The sequence below is a fragment of the Marinobacter sp. ELB17 genome, from assembly GCF_000169375.1.
In the GTDB taxonomy this organism is placed as follows: Bacteria; Pseudomonadota; Gammaproteobacteria; order Pseudomonadales; family Oleiphilaceae; genus Marinobacter.
In genome coordinates this window covers 38,854-61,056 of record NZ_AAXY01000008.1, presented here as the reverse complement: position 1 = coordinate 61,056, position 22,203 = coordinate 38,854, and the positions used below count along the sequence as shown (strand labels likewise).

Below are 22,203 nucleotides of genomic sequence, written 5' to 3'. Positions count from 1 at the left end.
CTTATTGAGCGGACGTTATGTTGTTGCCCAAGCGAGTTATTCTGGTTGGTCCCATGGGGGCCGGTAAAAGTACCATCGGCCGTATGTTAGCGCGTGAGCTGGACTACCGCTTTTTGGATACCGACCGAATTATTGAAGAGCGCTGCGGTGCCAATATTCCCTGGATTTTCGATGTAGAGGGTGAAGACGGGTTCCGCCAGCGCGAAACCGCCATGCTGAGCGAGCTGTCTACCGAGGCCGGTATCATTCTGGCGACCGGTGGAGGCGCGGTTATGCGTGACGTGAATCATGAACTATTGCGTCGTAATTCGGTGATTGTTTACTTGCGCACATCGGTCGAGCACCAGTTAGAACGCACCCGTAAAGACCGAAATCGCCCGCTGTTGCAAACAGCGGATCCGGAAGCGGTACTGCGCCATCTATTCGCGATCCGTGATCCTATTTACACCGAGCTGGCGACCATCACCATGTATACAGATCGCAAAAGCCCGCGATTGGTGGTGCGCCAACTGGTTAATCTGCTGAACCCAAAAACACCCCGTCACATACGCCAGATTCGAAAGGAAGGTCGTCATCATGCTTGAATTACTCCGTGAACTTGAGGTAGACCTGGGCGAACGAAGCTATCCGATACTGATTGGCGAGCAGCTGTTGGGGCAATATGACTTGACGCGTTATGTTGGCGGTTCCCAGGTGATGATTGTGTCTAATAACACCGTGGCCCCGCTCTATCTGGAGCAGGCAAAAGCCTGTTTTGCAGGTAAGCAGGTAGATTCGGTGATTTTGCCGGATGGCGAAAAACACAAAGACTGGCAAACCCTGAATCTGATTTTTGATGCGCTACTGCAGCACAGGCACAATCGCACGACGACCCTGGTAGCTCTGGGCGGAGGCGTAGTGGGGGACATGACCGGGTTTGCGGCGGCGAGCTACCAGCGCGGCGTAGCGTTCATCCAGATTCCAACAACGCTGCTGTCGCAGGTGGATTCCTCCGTTGGTGGCAAAACCGGGATCAATCACCCCTTGGGTAAAAACATGATAGGGGCTTTCCATCAGCCCCGAGCCGTGCTGATTGATACCGGTACCCTGGTGACGCTGCCAGACCGGGAAGTCCGAGCCGGGATGGCGGAAGTCATCAAGTACGGTCTGATTCGCGATCTGCCTTTTCTGCACTGGCTGGATCAGAATCTTGGGTCTTTGCTTGAAAAGGATCCGCGGCAGGTCGCACAGGCCATCTACCGTTCTTGCGTCTGCAAAGCGGAAGTGGTGGCCATTGATGAACGCGAAGGCGGCCTAAGAGCAATACTTAATCTTGGCCACACCTTCGGCCACGCTATCGAGACTTTCGCCGGCTATGGCAATTGGTTACACGGAGAAGCCGTTGGCACCGGCATGTTGATGGCAGCGGATCTTTCCGCCCGCGAAGGTTTTATCAGTGCTGCCGAATGCCAGCAGATTTACAGCCTGATCAGCCGTGCCGGATTGCCGCCGCTGGCGCCTGCAGCTATGCGCCCGGACGACTTCATAGAGCTGATGGCAGTGGATAAAAAGAATGTAGATGGGCGGCTCAGGCTGGTTCTGTTGCAGGCGGTGGGCGAAGCGGTTGTGACCGCCAAAACTGCGCGCAAAAACCTTGAAGCAACCCTGAACGCTTTTTGCCAGCGTTGAACCCAGAGCCCGAGACGATATCGCCATGGTCAACGATGACAATCTGAACAGTCAGGAAGTCGGGGGTCTTTTCCCCCGCCTGCAGGAGCGCTTTGGTTTGCGGGCAGATCCTTCCGCGATGGAAGCTCCGTTTTTTGCCGGCGCGCAGCGCCAATCTGCCCTTGAATCCTTACGTCAGATGAGTGGTTTCGGCGACATGGCCGTGTTGGTTAGCGCCCCATCCGGGCTAGGAAAAACCCGCCTGCTGGCAGAACTGGTGCGCAGTGAATCGTCGCGGCTGGAGTTTCATCGCCTGGGTAGTGCAGCGTTGGGTAGCCCTCAGGCACTGGTGCGGGATTTGTCTATAGTGGCCCGCTGCCTGGATTTAGAGGCCGGCCCCAAAGCTGCCCTGTTGCAGTTTTTTAAATGGTCTGAGCAGCGTGCCGGCAAAGGCCAGCGCATGGTACTGCTGATCGATAACGCCGAGCAGGCGCCGGCAGAGGTGTTGAATCTTTTGCTTAACGGTTTTTGGGGCGCCAATCGTAGTTTGGCAGCTTTACCGGTGTTCGCCGGCACGGAAGCGCTGCCTGGCATGATGGAGCTTGCGCAGCAGGCTTCGGGAACCGTGCACCAGATTACACTGGCGCCTTTAAGCCGGGATGAACTGGCGGAATATCTGCATCCTAGGGTGAAGCTTGCTGGCGGTAATGCCGGTGAGCTGTTAAGCCCAGATCGCTTAAAGCAAATTTATACCCGCAGTCTGGGTAACTTTTACGCGATTCAACGTATAACTCCCTCTGTATGGCTGGATATGGCAGGGCGGGCTGCTCCTACGCGGCACCGTGCCAGAATGCCCTGGCGTACGTTGGGATGGCCGTTACTGGCACTGGTTTTGCTGGCGGCTTCTTGGTGGTTTGTTTCCCGCCAGTACGACACTGTGATGAGCGAAGAAGACGACAGCGCCCAGGCGCAAACGCTAGAGCGCGTGCGCAAGAGCATAACGATCGGCCCGGAGGTAGCACCAGAGCAAGGCACGGCAGCACAGCCAACGCCGCCAACGGGCCAGGGCGCACCAGAGCCGGTCGTCGCTACGGATGATTCAGAGCCAAAATTAGAGCAAGAGCCGGTGATGCAGCCCGAAGTCATCGCGCAGCCAGCATCGCGCTCAGGCAACCAGCTTGCGACAGGAGAAAGTTCCATTACAGGCAGTGACTCCACTAGAAAACAGGTTATCGATAATCCAGAGCCCGAACCTGCAACGTTAATTGAGCCTGAGCCCGAGTTGGCAGTGGTGTCTAAAGCTCAACCTGTACCTTCGCCGCGAATAGCAGCGGGGACAGTGCCTGCTCAAGCAGCTTTTACGCCGGCCAGGCCGGATCGCTTCGTGCCCTTGCTGCAGCGCCGCAGCAGTGGCGGCTGGACCATCCAGCTGGTTGCCGGCAACCTGGAGCAGACCGCATTGAATATTTTGCGTCGTTACCCGCAGGTAGATGCGATGGTGTATACCCGTGGTGAGCGTAACGGTAAACAGTGGTTCATGGTGTTTCAAGGCACTTACCCCAGTAAGGATGCCGCGCAGCAGGCGGCGCAAACTCTTCCTGCTGACCTGGTGTCGGGGGAACCTTGGGTGCGTGAGAACAGGAGTTTGTAGCCCTGAATGTCCAAAATCGACCCGTTTTGGTGCGCTGGTAGAATTCCCTGGTTTTCGTGATCCGTACTGGTGCATAACGTTAAAAATTTTAAATTGCCGTTTGAGCAGCGAATTTTCATCTGCGTAAACTGCGGTACCTATGTTAAAAATGTCATGGAGCTATTTGCGCTATTTTCGCTGGCTCATTGATAATAAAGGCTTTTACAGAGAGATTGCGCTTATGACAACTGGCTTGTACCAACTCGGTGAATTCAAAGATAACTGTGGCTTTGGCCTGATTGCTCACACCAAGGGCGAAGCCAGCCATCAATTACTACAAACCGCCATTGAGTCGCTAACGTGTATGACTCACCGCGGCGGTATTGCCGCCGATGGTAAAACCGGCGATGGTTGCGGGCTGTTGTTGCAAAGCCCGGACAGTTTTCTGCGCAAGGTTGCCCGTGCGCAGTTTGGCAAAGAGCCTGGTGATCTGTTCGCTGTGGGCCAGGTGTTTCTGAGCTCCGAAGAAGGCCAGGCGGCGGCCGCGAAGGCGGTTCTGGAAAGGCGTCTGTGTGAGCAGGGGCTGGAGGTGATGGGATGGCGCGATGTGCCGGTCGATACTTCTTGCCTGGGCCCCATGGCGCTGGATTGTATGCCACGCATTGAGCAAGTGTTTGTATTGCCTGCGGGCAAACCAGAAAGTAACTTTGCCATTAGTTTGTTTGTTGGCCGCCGTTTTGCCGAGCGTGATCTGGCTGACGACAGCGAATTCTATATTTGCAGCCTGTCGCACCGCACGCTGGCCTATAAAGGCTTGATGATGCCTGCAGACCTGGCGAATTTCTATCGCGATCTGGACGACCCGGATCTGCAGACCGCCATTTGCGTATTCCACCAGCGCTTTTCAACCAACACCATGCCGCGCTGGCCGCTGGCGCAGCCATTCCGTTATCTTGCCCACAACGGCGAGATCAACACCATTGATGGCAACCGTAATTGGGCGATTGCCCGTGCAGCCAAATTCAGTTCGCCGCGCCTGCCGGACCTGAAAACGCTGCAACCTCTGGTTAACCTGACCGGCTCCGATTCCTCTAGCATGGACAACATGCTGGAATTGCTGCTGGCAGGCGGTGTCGATCTGTTCCGCGCTGCGCGGATGATGGTGCCGCCGGCATGGCAAAACGTAGACACCATGGACGCAGACCTGCGCGCCTTTTACGAATACAACTCCATGCACATGGAACCCTGGGACGGCCCTGCCGGCCTGGTATTGACCGACGGCCGCTACGCTTTGTGTATGCTTGACCGCAACGGCCTGCGCCCGGCGCGTTGGGTGCACACCAAAAACGATTTTCTCACCGTCGCCTCGGAAATCGGTACCTACGGTTACAAGCCGGATGACGTGGTAGCCAAGGGTCGCGTTGGCCCCGGGCAGATGCTGGCCATTGATACAGAAACCGGCGAGATTCTGCACACCCGCGATATCGATCAACGTTTGAAAACGGCTCAGCCGTATAAACGCTGGCTGCGGGAAAACGCCCTGCGGGTAGAGTCCACACTGCATCAGGACGCCCCGGATTTCGAACTGCTGGGCGCCGACGAGCTTTTGATTCACCAGAAGATGTTCAACGTGTCATTTGAAGAACGCGACCAGATTCTGCGCCCTCTGGGCGAGAACGGTCAGGAAGCAGTAGGTTCCATGGGCGACGACACGCCAATGGCTGTGTTGTCCAGTAAAGTGCGTCACTTAGCTGACTATTTCCGCCAAAAGTTCGCCCAGGTCACCAACCCTCCCATTGATCCGCTGCGCGAAGCCATCGTGATGTCGCTGGAAACCTGCCTGGGAGCCGAGCGCAATGTGTTCGAAGAAGCGGCTGAGCACGCCGATCGGGTGATTCTAAATACCCCGGTTCTGTCGCCGGCAAAATTTCAGCGTATGTTGGTGAGTGACCGTCCCGGCTTTGCGGTAGAAGCGATTGCGCTGAGCTATGTCCCGGAGGAAGGTCTCCAGCAGGCAATCAGGCGCGTGTGCGCCACTGCAGAACAGGCGGTGCGCGATGGCAAATCGCAAATTCTTCTACGTGACAGCGTCTTGCAGCAGGGCCACCTGCCAGTGAACGCGCTCATGGCTACCGGCGCCGTGCACCATCATCTTGTCGCTCAGGGCTTACGCTGCGACTCCAACATTGTGGTAGAAACCGGCTGGGCGCGAGATCCTCACCATTTTGCGGTGCTATTCGGTTTTGGCGCCACAGCGGTTTACCCATACCTGGCGTACCAGGTGCTTAATGACCTGATTCGCACCGGCGAAATGCTGGTGGACCCTATCGACGCCAAGAATAACTACCGCAAGGGTATTAACAAGGGCCTGCTGAAAATCCTGTCCAAAATGGGCATTTCCACTATTGCCTCCTATCGCGGAGCCCAGTTGTTTGAGGCCATCGGTCTGGCCGATGAAGTGGCCGATCTGTGCTTCAAGGGCGTGCCCTGCCGGATTCAGGGCGCCGATTTCTACGACTTTCAGCACGACCAGGAGCAACTGGCCAAGCTGGCGTGGAAGCCGCGCAAGCCACTATCACCGGGTGGTATTCTGAAATACGTGCACGGTCAGGAATACCACGCCTTCAATCCGGATATTGTGGCCAAGTTGCAAGATGCCGTTACCAGTGGCGACTATCGTCAGTATCAGGAGTACGCCGGGTTGGTCAATCATCGGCCGGTGGCCACCCTGCGGGACCTGCTCGGGTTCCGCGAAGGCATTCAGCCGGTGGACTTGGCCGAGGTTGAGCCGGTAGAGCAGATTTTTACCCGATTTGATTCGGCGGGGATGTCCCTGGGTGCACTGTCGCCAGAGGCCCATGAGGCCCTGGCGGTGGCCATGAACACCCTGGGTGGACGCTCAAATTCCGGTGAGGGCGGCGAAGACCCGGCTCGCTATGGCAACGAAAAACGTTCAAAAATAAAGCAGGTAGCCTCAGGCCGTTTTGGCGTTACCGCTGAATATTTGCGCAGCGCCGACGTTATGCAGATTAAGATTGCCCAAGGCGCTAAGCCGGGTGAGGGTGGACAACTGCCAGGCGGTAAAGTGAACGCGCTAATTGCTCGTTTGCGTTATTCGGTGCCGGGCGTAACGCTGATTTCGCCGCCACCACACCACGACATTTATTCGATCGAGGATCTGGCCCAGCTGATTTTTGATTTAAAGCAGGTTAACCCGCAAGCGTTAGTGTCGGTGAAGCTGGTGTCTGAGCCTGGTGTGGGCACTATCGCAGCGGGCGTCGTGAAAGCTTATGCGGATCTGATTACGGTGTCGGGTTACGACGGTGGCACGGCGGCAAGCCCATTGACGTCAATCCGCTACGCCGGTTCGCCCTGGGAACTGGGGCTGGCGGAAACTCAGCAGGCCCTGCGAGCCAACGATTTGCGCGGTAGAGTTCGCCTGCAAACCGACGGTGGCATAAAAACCGGCCTGGATGTGGTGAAGGCCGCCATCCTGGGTGCCGAGAGCTTTGCGTTTGGCACCACGCCGATGGTAGCGCTGGGTTGTAAATTCCTGCGAATTTGCCACCTGAACAACTGCGCCACCGGTGTGGCAACCCAGAATGAGCAACTGCGTGACGAACACTTCAAAGGCACGGTGGGAATGGCTATGAACTTCTTCCGGTTTGTAGCGGAAGAAACCCGTGAATGGATGGCACGGCTGGGAGTGCGCTCCCTGCAGGAGCTGGTAGGCCGCACAGACCTTCTGGTGCGTCTGCCGGGTGATACCGAACGCCAGCGCAAACTGGACCTGAACCGCTTGCTAAACAACGATCAGATTCCAGCGGATAAACCGCAAACCTGCCAGGTCCCACGCAACGAACCTTTTGATAAGGGTACGCTTGCGGAAAAAATGCTCAGCGACGTCCGCAGTGCCATCGACAACAAGAGCGGTGGTGCCTGGAGTTATCGAGTAACTAACTGTGACCGCTCTATTGGTGCACGGCTGTCGGGTGAAATAGCCGCTCTGCATGGCAACCAAAGTATGGCAGATGCCCCCATTACGCTGGATTTGACCGGTACGGCTGGTCAGAGCTTTGGTGTGTGGAACGTCGCCGGCCTGAACCTGATATTAGAAGGCGACGCCAACGATTATGTGGGTAAAGGCATGACCGGCGGCAAACTGGTGCTTTACCCCCCCCGCGGCAGTGTTTTCAAGGCTCGGGAAACTGCGATTATCGGTAATACCTGTCTGTATGGTGCTACCGGCGGTAATTTGTTTGCGGCAGGTACGGCCGGCGAACGCTTTGCCGTGCGCAATTCCGGCGCCCATTCGGTGGTAGAAGGTGCAGGTGACCATTGCTGTGAATATATGACGGGCGGCCTGGTGACAGTGCTGGGTCAAACCGGACACAACTTTGGCGCAGGTATGACCGGTGGTTTTGCTTATGTTCTGGACCAGGACAATACCTTTGTTGATAAATACAACCATGAGCTTGTGGAGATACAGCGAATCTCCAGTGAAAGTATGGAAGCCTATCGCAACCACCTGCGCAGCATTATTCGTGGACACATTGCGGAAACTGCCAGTGAGTGGGGCCAGCATCTGCTGGCGAATTTCGACGATTACATTGGCCGGTTCTGGCTGGTGAAGCCCAAGGCCGCAAACTTGCGTAGCCTGCTGGCCAATACCCGGGCGCGCCCGGAATAAAGCCAGCGAGGGCCCGCCCGTCGACACCCAACGGATACGCCCCGCGGCGAATCAGTGCGAACAGACGAATGTAGAGAGTTAACCATGAAAGAGCGACTGAATAACGACTTCCAGTTTGTAGAAGTAGGGCGGGTAGACCCGAAAAAGGTTCCGGCCCGCAAGCGCAAAAAGGAATTCAATGAAATTTACACACCTTTTACCCAGGATCAGGCGGCGTCCCAGTCTCACCGTTGTCTGGAATGTGGTAATCCATACTGTGAATGGAAGTGCCCGGTACATAACTACATTCCCAACTGGCTGAAGCTGGTGGCCGAAGGCAACATCATGAAGGCCGTGGAGCTTTGCCATCAGACCAATTCGCTACCCGAGGTGTGTGGGCGAGTGTGCCCGCAAGACCGCTTGTGTGAGGGTGACTGCACCTTGAATGATGGTTACGGCGCGGTCACCATCGGCTCGGTAGAAAAGTACATTACAGATACCGCCTTTGCCCTGGGCTGGAAGCCGGATATGTCTAAGGTGGTGCGCACCGACAAGCGGGTAGCGGTGATTGGGGCAGGGCCCGCGGGTCTTGCTTGCGCCGACGTGCTGGTGCGTAGCGGTGTAACGCCGGTGGTGTTTGACATTTATCCGGAAATTGGCGGACTGCTGACATTTGGCATCCCCGAGTTCAAACTGGAAAAGTCGGTAATGGCGCGCCGCCGCAAAGTGTTTGAAGAAATGGGCGTTGAATTTCGCCTGTCCACCGAGGTGGGTAAACACATCCAGATGAGCGATTTGCTCAGTGACTTCGATGCGGTATTTATGGGCATGGGCACCTACACCTCCATGCAAGGTGATTTCCCCGGCGAAAATCTGGCCGGCGTTCATGCGGCTCTGCCATTTCTGATTTCTAACGTAAATCGCCGTCTGGGCTTTGAAGTCAGTACTGAGGACTTTATCAATATGCAGGGTAAGCGAGTGGTGGTGCTTGGTGGTGGAGACACTGCCATGGATTGCAATCGCACCTCCATTCGCCAGCAAGCCGCCAGCGTAACCTGTGCTTACCGTCGCGATGAAGCCAATATGCCCGGCTCACGGCGGGAAGTATCGAATGCCCGCGAAGAAGGTGTGAACTTCATGTTTAATCGCCAACCGGTGGCTATCGTCGGTGACGGTCATGTGGAAGGCGTGAAAGTGGTGTCTACCGAGCTTGGCGAGCCTGACGAAAATGGTCGCCGCCGGCCGGAAGTGATTCCGGGCAGTGAGGAAATCATTCCTGCAGACGCGGTGCTGGTGGCCTTTGGTTTTCGTCCCAGTCCAGCAGAATGGTTCGGCCAGCACCAGGTGAGTACCAGCGATTCCGGCTTGGTAACGGCGCCGGAGCAGGCGGATTTTTCCTTCCAGACCAGCAATCCCAAGGTGTTTGCCGGCGGCGACATGGTGCGGGGCTCCGACTTGGTGGTAACGGCCATATGGGAAGGTCGCCAGGCAGCCGAAGGCATTTTGGATTATCTGGATATCTGAAATCGGCGTTGATGTGAAGCGGAGGGCGACCTGTCAAAAACAGGTCGCCCTTTTTTATTGATACAAACGGGGTATCATTGACTGCTGAATGTAATGACCCTTTAATGACTGAGAACGCTGGACATTTTTATGACTGAACTGAAAAACGATCGTTTCCTTCGCGCCTTGATGGGCCAGCCCGTAGACCGCACGCCGGTCTGGATGATGCGCCAGGCCGGTCGCTATCTGCCGGAATATCGCGCCACCCGCGCCAAGGCCGGTGACTTTCTCAGTTTGTGCAAAAACACGCCGCTGGCCTGTGAAGTGACTCTGCAACCGCTGGAGCGTTTCCCGCTGGACGCAGCCATTCTGTTTTCTGACATTCTGACCATTCCTGACGCGCTGGGTCTGGGTCTGTATTTTGAAACCGGTGAAGGCCCGAAGTTCAAACACACCATCCGTTCTGCCGCTGATGTAGACGCGCTGCCAAAAATCAACGCTGAGGTCGATCTGGATTACGTGATGAACGCGGTGTCGACGATCCGCAGTGCGCTGAACGGACGGGTGCCGCTGATTGGTTTCTCCGGCAGCCCTTGGACCTTGGCCACTTATATGGTGGAAGGCGGCTCGTCGAAAGATTTCCGCGAAGCCAAAAAACTGATGTACGGCCAGCCCGAAGTCATGCATAAGTTGCTGGACCACTTGGCGGATGCGGTTACCGATTACCTGAACGGGCAGATTCGCGCCGGCGCCCAAGTGGTGCAAATTTTTGACACCTGGGGCGGCGTACTCAGCACCTGGGCCTATGAAGAGTTCTCCCTGAAGTACATGCGCAAAATCATCGCTGGCCTGAATCTGGAAAGCGAAGGCCGTAAGGTGCCGGTGATTGTGTTCACCAAGAACGGCGGCCAGTGGCTTGAGTCGATTGCCGATTGCGGCGCGGATGCCGTGGGACTGGACTGGACTACTGACATTGGCAGCGCCCGCGCTCGAGTTGGCGACAAGGTCGCGCTGCAGGGCAATATGGACCCGACCATGCTGTACGCGCCGCCCGCGCGCATCCGTGAAGAAGTGGGCGATATCTTGCGCCGCTTTGGCCATGGCACGGGCCACATTTTTAATCTGGGCCACGGCATTACGCCGGATGTAGACCCTGCCCACGCCGGCGCGTTCATAGAAGCGGTGGTAGAGCTGAGCCCGCAGTACCACCAAAACTAAGAGCACCACCAAAACTAAGAGCACCATTAAAACGAACAGTACCAGAGCTGATTTATGGCCAAAGTGAAAACCGCGTTTGTCTGCACCGACTGTGGTGCCGACTACTCCAAGTGGCAGGGCCAGTGTACGGCCTGTAAAGAGTGGAACACTCTCAGTGAGGTGCGCGGCTTTTCGGCACCGGCCAATAAAAGCGCCCGCGGTTCCCGCTTCGAAGGTTTTGCCGGCAGCCTGTCGGCGGTGCAGAGCCTGAATGATGTCAGTTTGGCGGAACAGGTTCGCCTGAGCACCGGCATGGCCGAATTTGACAGGGTTCTGGGCGGTGGCCTGGTAGAAGGTTCGGCGGTGTTGATGGGCGGGCACCCCGGCGCCGGTAAGAGCACCCTGCTGTTACAGGCTGTGTGCAACTTGGCAAGCTCGGTATCGGCGCTTTACGTAACCGGCGAGGAATCTCTGCAACAGGTGGCCATGCGCGCCAAGCGGCTTGGCCTGCCCACCTCAGATTTGAAATTGCTGTCAGAGACCAGCGTCGAGCGGCTGTTACAGATTGTTGAAGTGGAAAAACCACGAATTCTGGTGATCGACAGTATTCAGGTGATGCACGTGGCCGATTCCGAATCGGCGCCCGGCAGCGTGTCACAGGTACGTGAAAGCGCGGCGTTTCTGACCCGCTTTGCAAAACAGACCGGCACCATTTTGCTATTAGTGGGGCACGTCACGAAAGACGGCAGCCTGGCCGGGCCAAAAGTGCTGGAGCACATGATTGATTGCTCCATTTTGCTGGAAGGCTCAAGCGATAGCCGCTATCGCACCTTGCGCGGTATTAAAAACCGCTTTGGTGCGGTGAACGAGCTGGGCGTGTTCGCCATGCTGGAGCAGGGCCTGAAAGAAGTGAAAAACCCATCCGCTATTTTTTTGAATCGTGGCGAAGAAGCTGCGCCCGGCAGTGTGGTGATGGTGGTGTGGGAAGGCACCCGGCCCATGCTGGTGGAAATTCAGGCGCTGGTCGATATGGCTCAGGGTAGTTATCCCCGGCGAGTGGCAGTGGGGCTAGATCAAAACCGGCTGGCCATGTTGCTGGCGGTTCTACATCGTCATGGTGGCATGCACGTGGCGGATCAGGATGTGTTTGTGAACGTGGTGGGCGGCGTGAAAGTCGCTGAAACCAGTGCCGATCTAGCACTTTTGGCGGCCGTTGTGTCGTCATTCCGCGACCGTGCGCTACCGCAAGATTTGATGATTTTTGGCGAAGTAGGTCTGTCTGGCGAAATTCGCCCGGTGCCCAACGGCCAGGAGCGTATTAACGAGGCGGCCAAGCACGGCTTTACCCACGCGCTGGTGCCAAAAGGCAATGCCCCGCGTAAAGCCATTAACGGCATGAAGGTTATTCCGGTGACAAAGCTGAGTGACGCGCTGACGGCTCTCGACGAACTTTAGCAAAATCTGCGCAAACATATTGGTGAAAGAGCAAGGTTAGGGACGGATTTTAAATCTGTCCCCGGTCCGGGGGCCGGTTGTTGCCTAAGAAGTGGGAGGCTCCGTCCAATAGAGCGGAGAGCAGCAGTCACGCTGCCAACTATTGGCGCTTTCGGTTTGTCTTGAGCCAGTCTATAGTCACGAGTAAGTCCGTCTTCAGGAGTTCTTTGTGACAACCCCCGCTACCGAGCAACGCCGTTTTCACCGCATTGAGTTTGATGCCGCCTGCGAAGTGCAGTGGCACGAGCAGATCTGGCAGGCTCAGGTGCTGGATATTTCGCTGAAAGGCGTGCTTTTGCAACGTCCGCCGCAATGGGTTGTGGCAGTGGATGAACCCTGTGAGATAACCGTATTTCTGAACGGTACCGAGGCTGGTATTGTGATGGCGGTGGTGTTGCGCCACGTCGAAGACCAGCATTTGGGGTTTCAGGTGCAGTACATAGATATGGATAGCGCCACGCATTTGCGCCGGCTGGTGGAGCTGAATCTTGGGGATCCTGCTCTGTTGGAGCGGGAATTAGGGAATCTGCTGACGCCCATGGGCGGGCAGACTCCCAAAGCTGACTAGATCACGCTAACTTTTTGTACTTCATGCGTTGTGGCACCATGGCAGAATCGCCTTTGCGTTTCTTGTGGTCTTCGTCGTAGTCGTTGAAGTTGCCTTCGTAATAAATCACTTCGCCGTCGTCTTCAAACGCCAAAATGTGAGTAGCTACCCGGTCTAGAAACCAGCGGTCGTGAGAGATCACCAAAGCCGAACCAGGGAAGTTCAACAGGGCTTCTTCCAGAGCACGCAAGGTTTCTACGTCCAGATCGTTAGTAGGTTCGTCCAGCAGCAGCACGTTGCCGCCTTCTTTTAACAGGCTGGCCAGGTGCAGGCGATTGCGCTCGCCACCGGACAAGTCGCCCACCCGCTTTTGCTGGTCGGAGCCTTTGAAGTTAAAACGGCCGGCATAGGCCCGCGACGGCGTTTCGTAGTTGCCTATCTTGATAATGTCCCGGCCTTCGCTGAGCAGCTCCCAAACGGTTTTGCTGCCGTCCAGATCGCGGTTCTGGTCCACATAAGCCAGCTTTACGGTCTCGCCGACGGTAATGGTGCCGGCATCGGGTTGGTCTGCGCCGATGATCATGCGGAACAGTGTGGATTTACCTGCGCCGTTTCCGCCGATGATGCCCACTATGGCACCCTGTGGTACTCGTAACGACACGTTTTCATACAGCAGGTGATCGCCAAAAGCTTTGCTAATGCCGTTCACTTCAATCACCTCGTCACCTAAACGGGGCCCGGGCGGAATATATAGTTCATTGGTTTCATTGCGCTTCTGGAATTCCTGCGAGCTCATTTCCTCAAAGCGCGCCAGGCGGGCCTTGCTCTTGGACTGGCGGCCTTTGGCGTTACTGCGCACCCATTCCAGCTCGTGTTTCACAGCTTTTTGATGTGAGGCTTCTTGCTTGGATTCCATCTCCAGGCGATTCTGTTTGTTTTCCAGCCATTGACTGTAGTTGCCTTCAAACGGAATGCCGTGGCCGCGATCCAGCTCCAGAATCCAGCCAGCAACGTTATCCAGGAAGTAACGGTCGTGAGTGATGGCTACAACGGTGCCTTCGTAGTCGTGCAGAAAGCGCTCCAGCCAGGCAACCGATTCGGCATCCAGATGGTTAGTGGGCTCGTCCAGCAGTAGCATGTCCGGGCCCGACAGCAGCAGGCGGCACAAGGCAACGCGGCGGCGTTCGCCACCGGACAGGTTTTTTACCATCTGGTCCCAGGCAGGCAGGCGCAGAGCATCGGCGGCGACTTCCATTTTGCGTTCAATGTCGTGGCCGTCGGTGGCCTGAATCACAGCCTCCAGTCTTTCCTGCTTTTTGGCCAGGGTGTCAAAGTCGGCATCCGGTTCGGCATAAGCGGCGTACACTTGGTCGAGTTCTGCTAGCGCGTTGTGAACATCGGCTACGGCTTCGTCGACAATGTCCTTAACGGTCTTGCTGTCGTCCAGCTCTGGCTCCTGGGGCAAATAACCCACATTAATGCCGGGCTGGGGGCGGGCTTCGCCGGAATAATCCTGATCAATGCCGGCCATAATGCGCAGCAGAGTGGATTTGCCAGACCCGTTCAAGCCGAGCACGCCAATTTTGGCGCCCGGGAAAAAACTCAGGGAAATGTCCTTGAGTATCTCGCGTTTGGGCGGAACCACTTTGCCAACGCGGTTCATTGTGTATACGTACTGGGCCATAAGAGTGGAATCCTCCGGGGTTTCAAATGTGCGGAATTAACCGCATTAAGGTAGCGAAATGGCCCAGTTATAGCAATTGAAGTAGATTTCACTGTATTTGGGGACAGGTTCGAAATCTGTCCCCAGGCAGCAGGTTTCACAGATCGGGGACAGATTTGAAACCTGTCCCCGAGCGCAAATCTGTCTCCGATTTGAACAGTACGGAATCATGTGTTGGCCTGCGTCAACAGTCGCTGGCGGTTTAAAGGGTGATTTTACCCCCGACAATGAGCTATGATAGTGGGCTAAATTTTACGGTCAGCCAAGCACACAGAGGCAGCGCATCCATGTTTAATCGTGATATGAAAATCGCCGGTTTTGACGACGAGCTCTGGAACGCCATGCAGGCGGAGAGCCATCGCCAGGAAGCTCATATCGAGCTGATTGCGTCGGAGAACTACACTAGTCCGCGGGTGATGGAGGCGCAGGGCAGTGATTTGACCAACAAGTACGCGGAAGGTTATCCCGGCAAGCGTTACTACGGCGGTTGTGAGTTTGTAGATATTGCCGAGCAGCTGGCTATTGATCGCGCCAAAGAATTGTTCGGAGCGGCCTACGCCAACGTGCAGCCGCACTCTGGTTCACAGGCCAACTCGGCGGTGTTTCTAGCTCTGCTGAATGCGGGCGATACGGTACTGGGCATGAGCCTGGCTCACGGTGGCCACCTGACCCACGGCGCCAGCGTGAATTTCTCCGGCAAAATTTACAACGCTGTTCAATATGGTATCGACACCGACACAGGTCTGATCAATTACGACGACGTGGAAGCGTTGGCGGTGGAGCACAAGCCGAAGATGATCATTGCCGGCTTCTCCGCTTATTCGCAGTATCTTGATTTCGCCCGTTTCCGCGAGATTGCCGATAAAGTGGGTGCCTACCTGTTTGTCGACATGGCTCACGTAGCTGGTCTGGTGGCAGCGGGTGTTTACCCTGACCCAGTCCCCCACGCCCACGTGCTGACCACCACCACCCACAAAACCCTGCGCGGCCCCCGCGGCGGGCTGATTCTGGCCTGTGATGACGAAGCTCTGCACAAGAAGCTGAACTCCGCGGTATTCCCCGGTGGCCAAGGTGGCCCGCTGATGCACGTGATTGCGGCCAAAGCGATCTGCTTCAAAGAAGCCATGAGCCCCGAGTTCAAGACGTATCAGCAGCAAGTGGTTAAAAACGCTGCGGCCATGGCCGAAGTGTTTGTTGATCGCGGTTTTGACGTGGTGTCCGGCGGCACCAAAAACCATCTGTTCCTGTTAAGCCTGATCAAACAGGACATCACCGGTAAAGACGCCGATGCAGCACTGGGCCGGGCTCATATTACCGTGAACAAAAACGCGGTACCGAACGACCCGCGCTCGCCTTTTGTTACGTCGGGTCTGCGCATTGGTACGCCAGCTATTACCACTCGTGGTTTTGCCGAAGCGGAATGTCGCGAACTTTCCGGCTGGATTTGTGACATTCTTGCCGACCTGAACGACGAAGCCGTGATTGACCGTGTGCGCGGGCAGGTTGAAGCCATGTGCGCCCGCTTCCCGGTATACGCGTAAGTTGCCAGTTGTTACTCCAGGCCAGGCCCGTTTGGGCTGGGCCTGGGGTTCTCTCCAGAGTTTCTGATTATGCATTGTCCATTCTGTGGTGAAGACGATACCAAAGTGATTGACTCGCGCCTGGTGGCAGAGGGAAATCAGGTGCGTCGCCGCAGGGAATGTTTTTCGTGCCGCGAACGGTTCACTACCTTTGAAACCGCCGAGCTGGTTATGCCGCGGGTCGTGAAACAGGACGGCACCCGCCAGCCTTTTGACGAAGAAAAACTGCGTTCCGGGTTGATGAAGGCGCTTGAAAAACGCCCGGTTAGTATCGAGCAAATAGATACCGCGCTGAGCCACATCAAGGCGCAGCTGCGTGCCACCGGCGAGCGCGAAGTAAAATCTATGCGTTTGGGTGAAGAGGTGATGACTGAGCTGCGCCAGCTAGACAAAGTAGCCTATGTGCGATTTGCTTCGGTGTATCGCAGTTTTCAGGATGTGAACGAATTCAAGGAAGAAATCGAGCGTCTTACCGCCGGCAATGGTGATTCGGTGGCAGACGTAGCTAAGGCACTGGCGGATTCGGGCGCGGAAAGAAAGTCATGATCACCACTCGCGACCGGGCCTTTATGGCCCGTGCTGTTCAGCTGGCCTGGCGTGGCCGTTATTCCACTCACCCGAACCCCCGTGTGGGCTGCGTGATTGCCCGCGGGGATCGCATTCTAGGTGAAAGCTGGCACGAACGCGCTGGAGAAGCCCACGCTGAAGTGCGTGCTTTGAGCCAGGCCGGTACTTCCGCCCGCGGCTCTACGGCGTATGTCACACTGGAGCCCTGCAGTCATTTCGGGCGCACACCTCCCTGCGCCAAAGCGCTGATAGAAGCCGGCGTGGCACGGGTTTTTGCTGCTACGCTGGACCCAAACCCCAATGTGTCCGGGCGCGGGCTGGAGATGCTCAGGGCTGCCGGTATTCGCGTTCACGTGGGTTTGTTGGCAGGCGAGGCCGCTAAGTTAAACCCGGGCTTTATGAAGCGTATGACTAGCGGGCGCCCATGGGTACGGCTAAAAATGGCCGCCAGTCTGGACGGCCGCACGGCTATGGCATCGGGTGAGAGCCAATGGATTACCGGGCCAGAGTCGCGCAGTGACGTTCAGCGCCTGCGCGCCATGAGCGACGCCATTCTGACCGGAGTGGGTACGGTGCTGGCGGATGATCCGTCGCTAACGGTGCGGCGCGAAGAAATGGGCGATATTGGCAGCGCCACCGAGCCCGGGCGGCAACCGCTACGGGTAATTGCCGACCGCGATACCCGCACGCCAGCATCTGCGAAGATCTTCCGCGGCGGTAAAGTACAGGTATTCTGTGCTACTGCCTCGCTGGCGACCAGCGCGGCTCAAGATCTGGCTGCGTTGGGCATACGCCTACGCGGCGTGGCCTGGCACGACAAGGGCGTAAACGTGGCTGAAATGTTGGACACGCTGGGCGATATAGGCATCAACGAAGTGCTGGTAGAGGCCGGGCCAACTCTGGCAGGCAGCTTTATCAGTGAGAATCTGGTGGATGAACTCTGGCTCTATCAGGCCCCGGTATTCCTTGGCAGTACCGGGCGGCCAACGGCCAATTTGCCGCTGGAATCCATGGCAGACAAAATACAATGGCAGGTGCTTGACCGGCGTCAGCTAGGCGCCGACCAGAGGCTGATTCTGGCGCGTCGCTAACTATCAATTCACGGTGGCTCCGGGCAGGAGCGCTGCAAGGGTGCAACCGCGTATGGCACTGAATACGATCGAAGATATTGTTGAAGATATTCGTCAGGGCAAAATGGTTATTTTGATGGACGACGAGGATCGCGAGAACGAGGGCGATCTGGTCATGGCGGCCGAGCATTGCGAGGCCGAGCATATCAATTTTATGGCGCGTTTTGGTCGTGGGCTGATCTGTATGCCGATGACCCGCGATCGCTGTAGGCAGCTGGGGCTGTCGCTGATGGTTAACCAGAATGCTTCTGGTTTTGGTACTAAGTTCACCGCGTCTATTGAAGCGGCGGAGGGTGTTACCACCGGAATTTCAGCTGCCGACCGCGCTCGTACCGTGCAAGCCGCTGTAGGCCGCGATGCCCAAGCATCAGATCTGGTGCAGCCGGGCCATATTTTTCCGCTGATGTCAGACGCCGGCGGCGTGCTCAGCCGCGCTGGCCACACCGAAGCTTGCTGCGACCTGGCTGCGTTGGCGGGTTGTGAGCCGGCGGGCGTGATCTGTGAAATCATGAAAGATGATGGCTCTATGGCGCGGCGCGAAGATCTCGAAGCCTTTGCCGCCGAGCACAACCTGAAAATCGGCACCATCGCAGACCTGATTCACTATCGCACCACCAACGAACGCACGGTTGAATGCATAGAGCAAAACGAGCTGGACACCGAATACGGCCTGTTTAAGCTGCACACATACCGTGACAGCATTCATGGCACCATTCATCTGGCCTTAACCATGGGGGATATTTCCCCGGAGCAGTCGGTGCATGTGCGTGTACACATTACCGATACCCTGCGCGACTTGCTGGGAGCCCGCCGGCGCGATTCTCGTAGTTGGCCGTTGCATCGGGCGCTGCAAAAGGTGGCTGCTGAGAAGCTCGGTGTTGTGGTTTTGCTTAACGGCGCTGAAGACAGTTACAACCTGGAAGACCGTATTCAGGAATTCTATGAACATGGTCGTAGCGGTGCCGGCAAAGACAGCTCTGGCGTGTACTTTACGGTAGGCACTGGTTCGCAAATTCTGCGTGATATTGGTGTGGGCAAAATGCGCCTGTTAAGCCCGCCGATGAAATTCTCCGCCATTTCCGGCTTTGATTTGGAAGTGGTCGAATACGTGCCTTATATCCCCGAATGATCAATCCGCTGCCGTATGCTGCGGCAGCCTGACAGGAGCCACCGATGGCGGAAGTTCAAGTAATTGAAGGCGATTTTATCCACTGCAGCGGCCGTTATGCTCTGGTTGTGGGGCGTTTTAACGGTTTTGTGGTAGAGAGCCTGGTGGACGGTGCTCTGGATACCCTGACCCGCCACGGTATCGCGGATGAAGACATTGTTGTGATTCGTGTACCGGGTGCTTACGAAATGCCGTTGGCGGTCAAGCGCGTTGCAGAAACGGGCAATTACGACGCCATTATCGCCCTGGGCGCTGTTATTCGTGGTGGCACGCCGCACTTTGAGTACGTTGCTGGCGAAGCTGCCAGTGGTTTGGGTGCCGTCAGCCTGGAAACCGATATTCCGGTAGCCTTTGGTGTTCTGACTGTGGATTCCATCGAACAGGCTATTGAACGTTCAGGCACCAAGGCCGGTAATAAAGGCGCAGAAGCGGCTATTACAGCGCTTGAAATGGTCAGCCTGTTCAAGAAGCTGGGTGAGTAATGAGCCTACCCGAAGATACTATTCCCGGTTCAACCCCCGAGCCAACTTCGAGCCCGGGAAAATCCGCCCAGCCCAAAGCCGGTGATCGCCGCCGCGCCCGTGGAATGGCGATGCAGGGGTTATACCAGCGCCATTTCAGCAAAAGCGCAATTTCTAACATTGAAGCCGAGTTCATGGTCGATAACGACATGAGCAAAGTGGACCTGTTGTATTTTCGTGACCTGCTGCACGGCACCAGCCGTGAGCAGGCTGAACTGGACCGCTTGATCGAGCCTTTTTTGGATCGCCCGCTGCAAGAAGTAGATCCGGTAGAACTGGCCATTGTGCGCTTAGGCGCCTATGAGCTGAAATTTCGCCTGGATGTGCCCTACAAGGTCGTCATTAATGAAGGCATTGAAATGGCGAAACGCTTTGGCGGTACCGAGGGTCACCGGTTTGTAAACAGCATACTGGACAAACTAAGCCGGCGGCTGCGGCTGGCTGAAATCCGCCAGCGCTAGTGGCTGCCATGGGCGAGTTTGAGCTGATTCGCCGCTACTTTTCGCCAATGGCGAAGGCGGCGAAGCCCGCCTTAGACGGCTCCGGTTTGTTGCTTGGAGTGGGTGACGATTGCGCTATTCAGCGTGTGCCTGCCCACCAGGACCTGGTGTTTTCAGTGGACACGCTAGTTGAAGGCGTGCACTTCCCCGTTGGTTATTGTTCGCGCTTTTTGGGATGGCGCTCGCTCGCTGTTGCGGTGAGTGATCTGGCCGCTATGGGCGCACAGCCGGTGTGCTTTACACTGGCTCTGACCTTGCCTGCCGCCGATGAGGCCTGGTTGGAAGGCTTTGCCGCCGGGCTGGCTGAGGCCAGCCAACAGTTTGGCATTGCGCTGGCGGGTGGTGATACGACTCGAGGCCCCCTAACGCTGAGCCTGCAAGTGCATGGCACCGTTCCCCAGGGCCAGGCTCTGCGTCGCGACGGCGCACGTGAGGGAGACTTGGTGTGCGTTAGCGGCCAACTGGGTGATGCCGGTGCGGCGCTGGACTTTTTGTACGACACGGCTCCCGCGACTGACGCAGCCAGTGTACTGCAGCGCTATCATTATCCGCAGCCACGGCTGGAACTGGGTATTGCGCTGCGTTCGGTGGCTTCAGCAGCGGTTGATATCTCTGATGGGTTGCATGCCGATTTGCTGCATATTTTGCGAGCCTCTGGCGTGGGTGCAACCATCGATCTTGCAGCACTACCTCTATCGGCAGCCCTGCGGCGGATCAAGGGCGACGCAGCGGCAGGGTTTGCATTGCAGTCCGGCGACGATTACGAACTCTGCGTAACCGTCCCCGAACAGTGCTGGGCCGCCGCCAGCCGCGGATTGCAACGGCAACTGACGGTGATCGGGCAGGTGCAGCAGGAGCCAGGCTTGCGGCTAAATGCAGACGCAGGTATGGTTTATTTACGGCGTCCGGGCTTCGATCACTTTTCGATCACTTAGCAGCGGGTGGCTGACATTCTTCATCCTTCATCAGGGCCCCGATGAGCCAGAACGACTTTTCAACAGAACCGGATTTGCCGGAAGGCCTATTGCCCCCCGGATTTTTGCGCGATCCTGTTCACCTTCTTGCGTTTGGCTTTGGCAGCGGCGCAATGCCCCGTGCACCCGGAACCTGGGGCAGCCTGGCGGCCATTCCTATCTGGTATACGTTTTCCTGGCTACCCCAGCCCATATACTGGGCCATTGTGGCTCTGGCGTTTATCGTGGGTGTGTGGCTGTGCGGAAAAACCGCCCGCGATCTGAAAGTGCACGATCACGGCGGTATTGTCTGGGACGAGTTTGTGGGCATGTGGATTGCCCTGGGGCTGTTTCCAGACCACATCGTTGGCGTATTACTTGCTTTCGTCATGTTCCGTTTTTTTGATGTTATAAAGCCGTGGCCCATTAACTGGCTGGACGAGCGCCTGCCTGGGGGCTTCGGTATTATGGTGGATGATGTAGTGGCCGCCATAATGGCCTTGGTTTGCCTTTACCTGATTGATTTATGGATTATGCCGCAGGTTTTTTCCTGACAACGGCATAGTTTTTGTAAAACTGGCCCTGCGGCGCTTGCCCTGCTCACGGCCGCTGGTCAGAATGCGTAGAACAAAAACTGGCTGTAGCCAATACAGTTGATTTTGCACCTTTTCTTTATTGTTGCATCAAGGAGATCCAATGAATCATTGCCGTCTGTCTGGCTCGTTTTCTGTTTTCAGGTTGCTGCTTCCTGCCGTTATGCTGGTCGTTCTTGCTGGCTGTTCCAGCTCCATGAGCCGTGTAGAAACCTGGCAAGGTAACCCGGCCCAGGCCGTGAATGCGGCGACGTTGAGAGCACCGGGAGAAATTCGGGTAACCCAGGTTAACGGGCGCTCCGTGGGCAACTTCCTGATGGACGATCTGGCGCTCGACTACGCTCTTTTGCCCGGCCAGAACGATGTGGTGTTTGTTTACAAAACCATCTGGGCAAAGACCACCGTCGTGGATAATGGCGAGTCCAAGGTTGATATTGTTGAAAGCAAGCCGAATCTGGCCAGCTTCGACGCCAAAGCCGGCACCGTCTACGAGTTCCGCTTTAACAAGCCGACAACGCGTAGAGAAGCCGAGCGTGAGATGAAAGATTTTTCAGCGGAGATTGTAAGCAGTGCTGGCCAGGTAGCGACCGTATCAACGAATTACGTGCCAAGCCAGGCACTGGCCAGAACACCTATTCCGGGAACAGCAGGCGTTCAAGCGACATCAGTCGCAGCGCAAGGCAATGCGCTGGACACTTTGAAAGCTGTGTGGGCAAACGCCTCAGACGAAGAAAAGAAAAACTTCCTGCGCTGGGCTTTCGAATAACGCTCACGTTTTGGA

The 22,203-nt window shown here is 56.4% G+C and carries 18 protein-coding genes; 17 read left to right on the top strand and 1 reads right to left on the bottom strand.

Features of this window, described 5'->3' with window-relative positions; genetic code table 11:
- Positions 1 to 17: 17 nt before the first annotated feature.
- The 8 genes from aroK to MELB17_RS11410 all read left to right on the top strand — a co-directional run bounded on the left by aroK (position 18) and on the right by MELB17_RS11410 (position 12,708).
- Entirely contained in the window at positions 18 to 584 is a 567-nt protein-coding gene (aroK, locus tag MELB17_RS11445; RefSeq protein WP_007350404.1) for a shikimate kinase AroK, read from the top strand.
- Positions 577 to 1,668, top strand: coding sequence for a 3-dehydroquinate synthase (gene aroB / locus MELB17_RS11440; protein ID WP_007350403.1), 1,092 nt, complete (start codon positions 577 to 579; stop codon positions 1,666 to 1,668). Before aroK ends, aroB begins: the two co-directional genes overlap by 8 nt.
- Positions 1,669 to 1,693: 25 nt before the next feature.
- Positions 1,694 to 3,298 (top strand): SPOR domain-containing protein, encoded by a 1,605-nt coding sequence (locus MELB17_RS11435; RefSeq protein ID WP_007350402.1) that lies wholly within the window; start codon positions 1,694 to 1,696, stop codon positions 3,296 to 3,298.
- Positions 3,299 to 3,518: 220 nt separating this feature from the next.
- The gene (gltB, locus tag MELB17_RS11430) at positions 3,519 to 7,967 is read left to right on the top strand and encodes a glutamate synthase large subunit (RefSeq protein ID WP_007350401.1); all 4,449 of its coding nucleotides are present in this window, start codon (positions 3,519 to 3,521) and stop codon (positions 7,965 to 7,967) included.
- A gap of 84 nt (positions 7,968 to 8,051) precedes the next feature.
- Complete coding sequence (locus MELB17_RS11425) at positions 8,052 to 9,470, top strand: FAD-dependent oxidoreductase (protein ID WP_007350400.1); 1,419 nt, start codon at positions 8,052 to 8,054, stop codon at positions 9,468 to 9,470.
- Positions 9,471 to 9,599: 129 nt separating this feature from the next.
- Complete coding sequence (hemE, locus tag MELB17_RS11420) at positions 9,600 to 10,667, top strand: uroporphyrinogen decarboxylase (RefSeq protein WP_007350399.1); 1,068 nt, start codon at positions 9,600 to 9,602, stop codon at positions 10,665 to 10,667.
- Positions 10,668 to 10,721: 54 nt separating this feature from the next.
- Complete coding sequence (gene radA, locus MELB17_RS11415; RefSeq protein WP_007350398.1) at positions 10,722 to 12,101, top strand: DNA repair protein RadA; 1,380 nt, start codon at positions 10,722 to 10,724, stop codon at positions 12,099 to 12,101.
- Between the two features lie 208 nt (positions 12,102 to 12,309).
- Positions 12,310 to 12,708 carry a PilZ domain-containing protein gene (locus MELB17_RS11410; RefSeq protein WP_007350397.1) on the top strand — a complete coding sequence of 133 codons (399 nt, stop codon included), beginning with the start codon at positions 12,310 to 12,312 and terminating at the stop codon, positions 12,706 to 12,708.
- A 1-nt stretch (position 12,709) separates the two neighbouring features.
- On the opposite strand, the gene ettA is transcribed toward MELB17_RS11410, so the two are convergent.
- Positions 12,710 to 14,371: an energy-dependent translational throttle protein EttA gene (gene ettA / locus MELB17_RS11405; RefSeq protein WP_007350396.1), complete on the bottom strand. Its 1,662-nt coding sequence runs from the start codon at positions 14,369 to 14,371 to the stop codon at positions 12,710 to 12,712.
- 326 nt (positions 14,372 to 14,697) lie between these two features.
- On the opposite strand from ettA, the gene glyA reads away from it, so the two are divergent.
- The 9 genes from glyA (at position 14,698) to MELB17_RS11360 (ending at position 22,188) form a co-directional block, all read left to right on the top strand.
- Entirely contained in the window at positions 14,698 to 15,951 is a 1,254-nt protein-coding gene (gene glyA, locus MELB17_RS11400) for a serine hydroxymethyltransferase (RefSeq protein WP_007350395.1), read from the top strand.
- A gap of 69 nt (positions 15,952 to 16,020) precedes the next feature.
- The gene (gene nrdR / locus MELB17_RS11395) at positions 16,021 to 16,536 is read left to right on the top strand and encodes a transcriptional regulator NrdR (protein ID WP_007350394.1); all 516 of its coding nucleotides are present in this window, start codon (positions 16,021 to 16,023) and stop codon (positions 16,534 to 16,536) included.
- Positions 16,533 to 17,648, top strand: a complete 1,116-nt coding sequence (gene ribD / locus MELB17_RS11390) for a bifunctional diaminohydroxyphosphoribosylaminopyrimidine deaminase/5-amino-6-(5-phosphoribosylamino)uracil reductase RibD (RefSeq protein ID WP_007350393.1) — start codon at positions 16,533 to 16,535, stop codon at positions 17,646 to 17,648. Before nrdR ends, ribD begins: the two co-directional genes overlap by 4 nt.
- Before the next feature lie 52 nt (positions 17,649 to 17,700).
- Positions 17,701 to 18,816 carry a bifunctional 3,4-dihydroxy-2-butanone-4-phosphate synthase/GTP cyclohydrolase II gene (ribBA, locus tag MELB17_RS11385; RefSeq protein WP_007350392.1) on the top strand — a complete coding sequence of 372 codons (1,116 nt, stop codon included), beginning with the start codon at positions 17,701 to 17,703 and terminating at the stop codon, positions 18,814 to 18,816.
- Between the two features lie 44 nt (positions 18,817 to 18,860).
- Positions 18,861 to 19,337, top strand: coding sequence for a 6,7-dimethyl-8-ribityllumazine synthase (gene ribE / locus MELB17_RS11380; RefSeq protein ID WP_007350391.1), 477 nt, complete (start codon positions 18,861 to 18,863; stop codon positions 19,335 to 19,337).
- Positions 19,337 to 19,837 carry a transcription antitermination factor NusB gene (gene nusB / locus MELB17_RS11375; RefSeq protein WP_007350390.1) on the top strand — a complete coding sequence of 167 codons (501 nt, stop codon included), beginning with the start codon at positions 19,337 to 19,339 and terminating at the stop codon, positions 19,835 to 19,837. The genes ribE and nusB overlap by 1 nt, the downstream gene beginning before the upstream one ends.
- A gap of 8 nt (positions 19,838 to 19,845) precedes the next feature.
- Positions 19,846 to 20,811: a thiamine-phosphate kinase gene (thiL, locus tag MELB17_RS11370; protein WP_036184619.1), complete on the top strand. Its 966-nt coding sequence runs from the start codon at positions 19,846 to 19,848 to the stop codon at positions 20,809 to 20,811.
- A gap of 41 nt (positions 20,812 to 20,852) precedes the next feature.
- A complete protein-coding gene (locus tag MELB17_RS11365; protein WP_007350388.1) occupies positions 20,853 to 21,383 on the top strand; it encodes a phosphatidylglycerophosphatase A in 531 nt (176 codons plus the stop codon).
- A 142-nt stretch (positions 21,384 to 21,525) separates the two neighbouring features.
- The gene (locus MELB17_RS11360; protein ID WP_007350387.1) at positions 21,526 to 22,188 is read left to right on the top strand and encodes a DUF2057 family protein; all 663 of its coding nucleotides are present in this window, start codon (positions 21,526 to 21,528) and stop codon (positions 22,186 to 22,188) included.
- Positions 22,189 to 22,203: the final 15 nt, after the last annotated feature.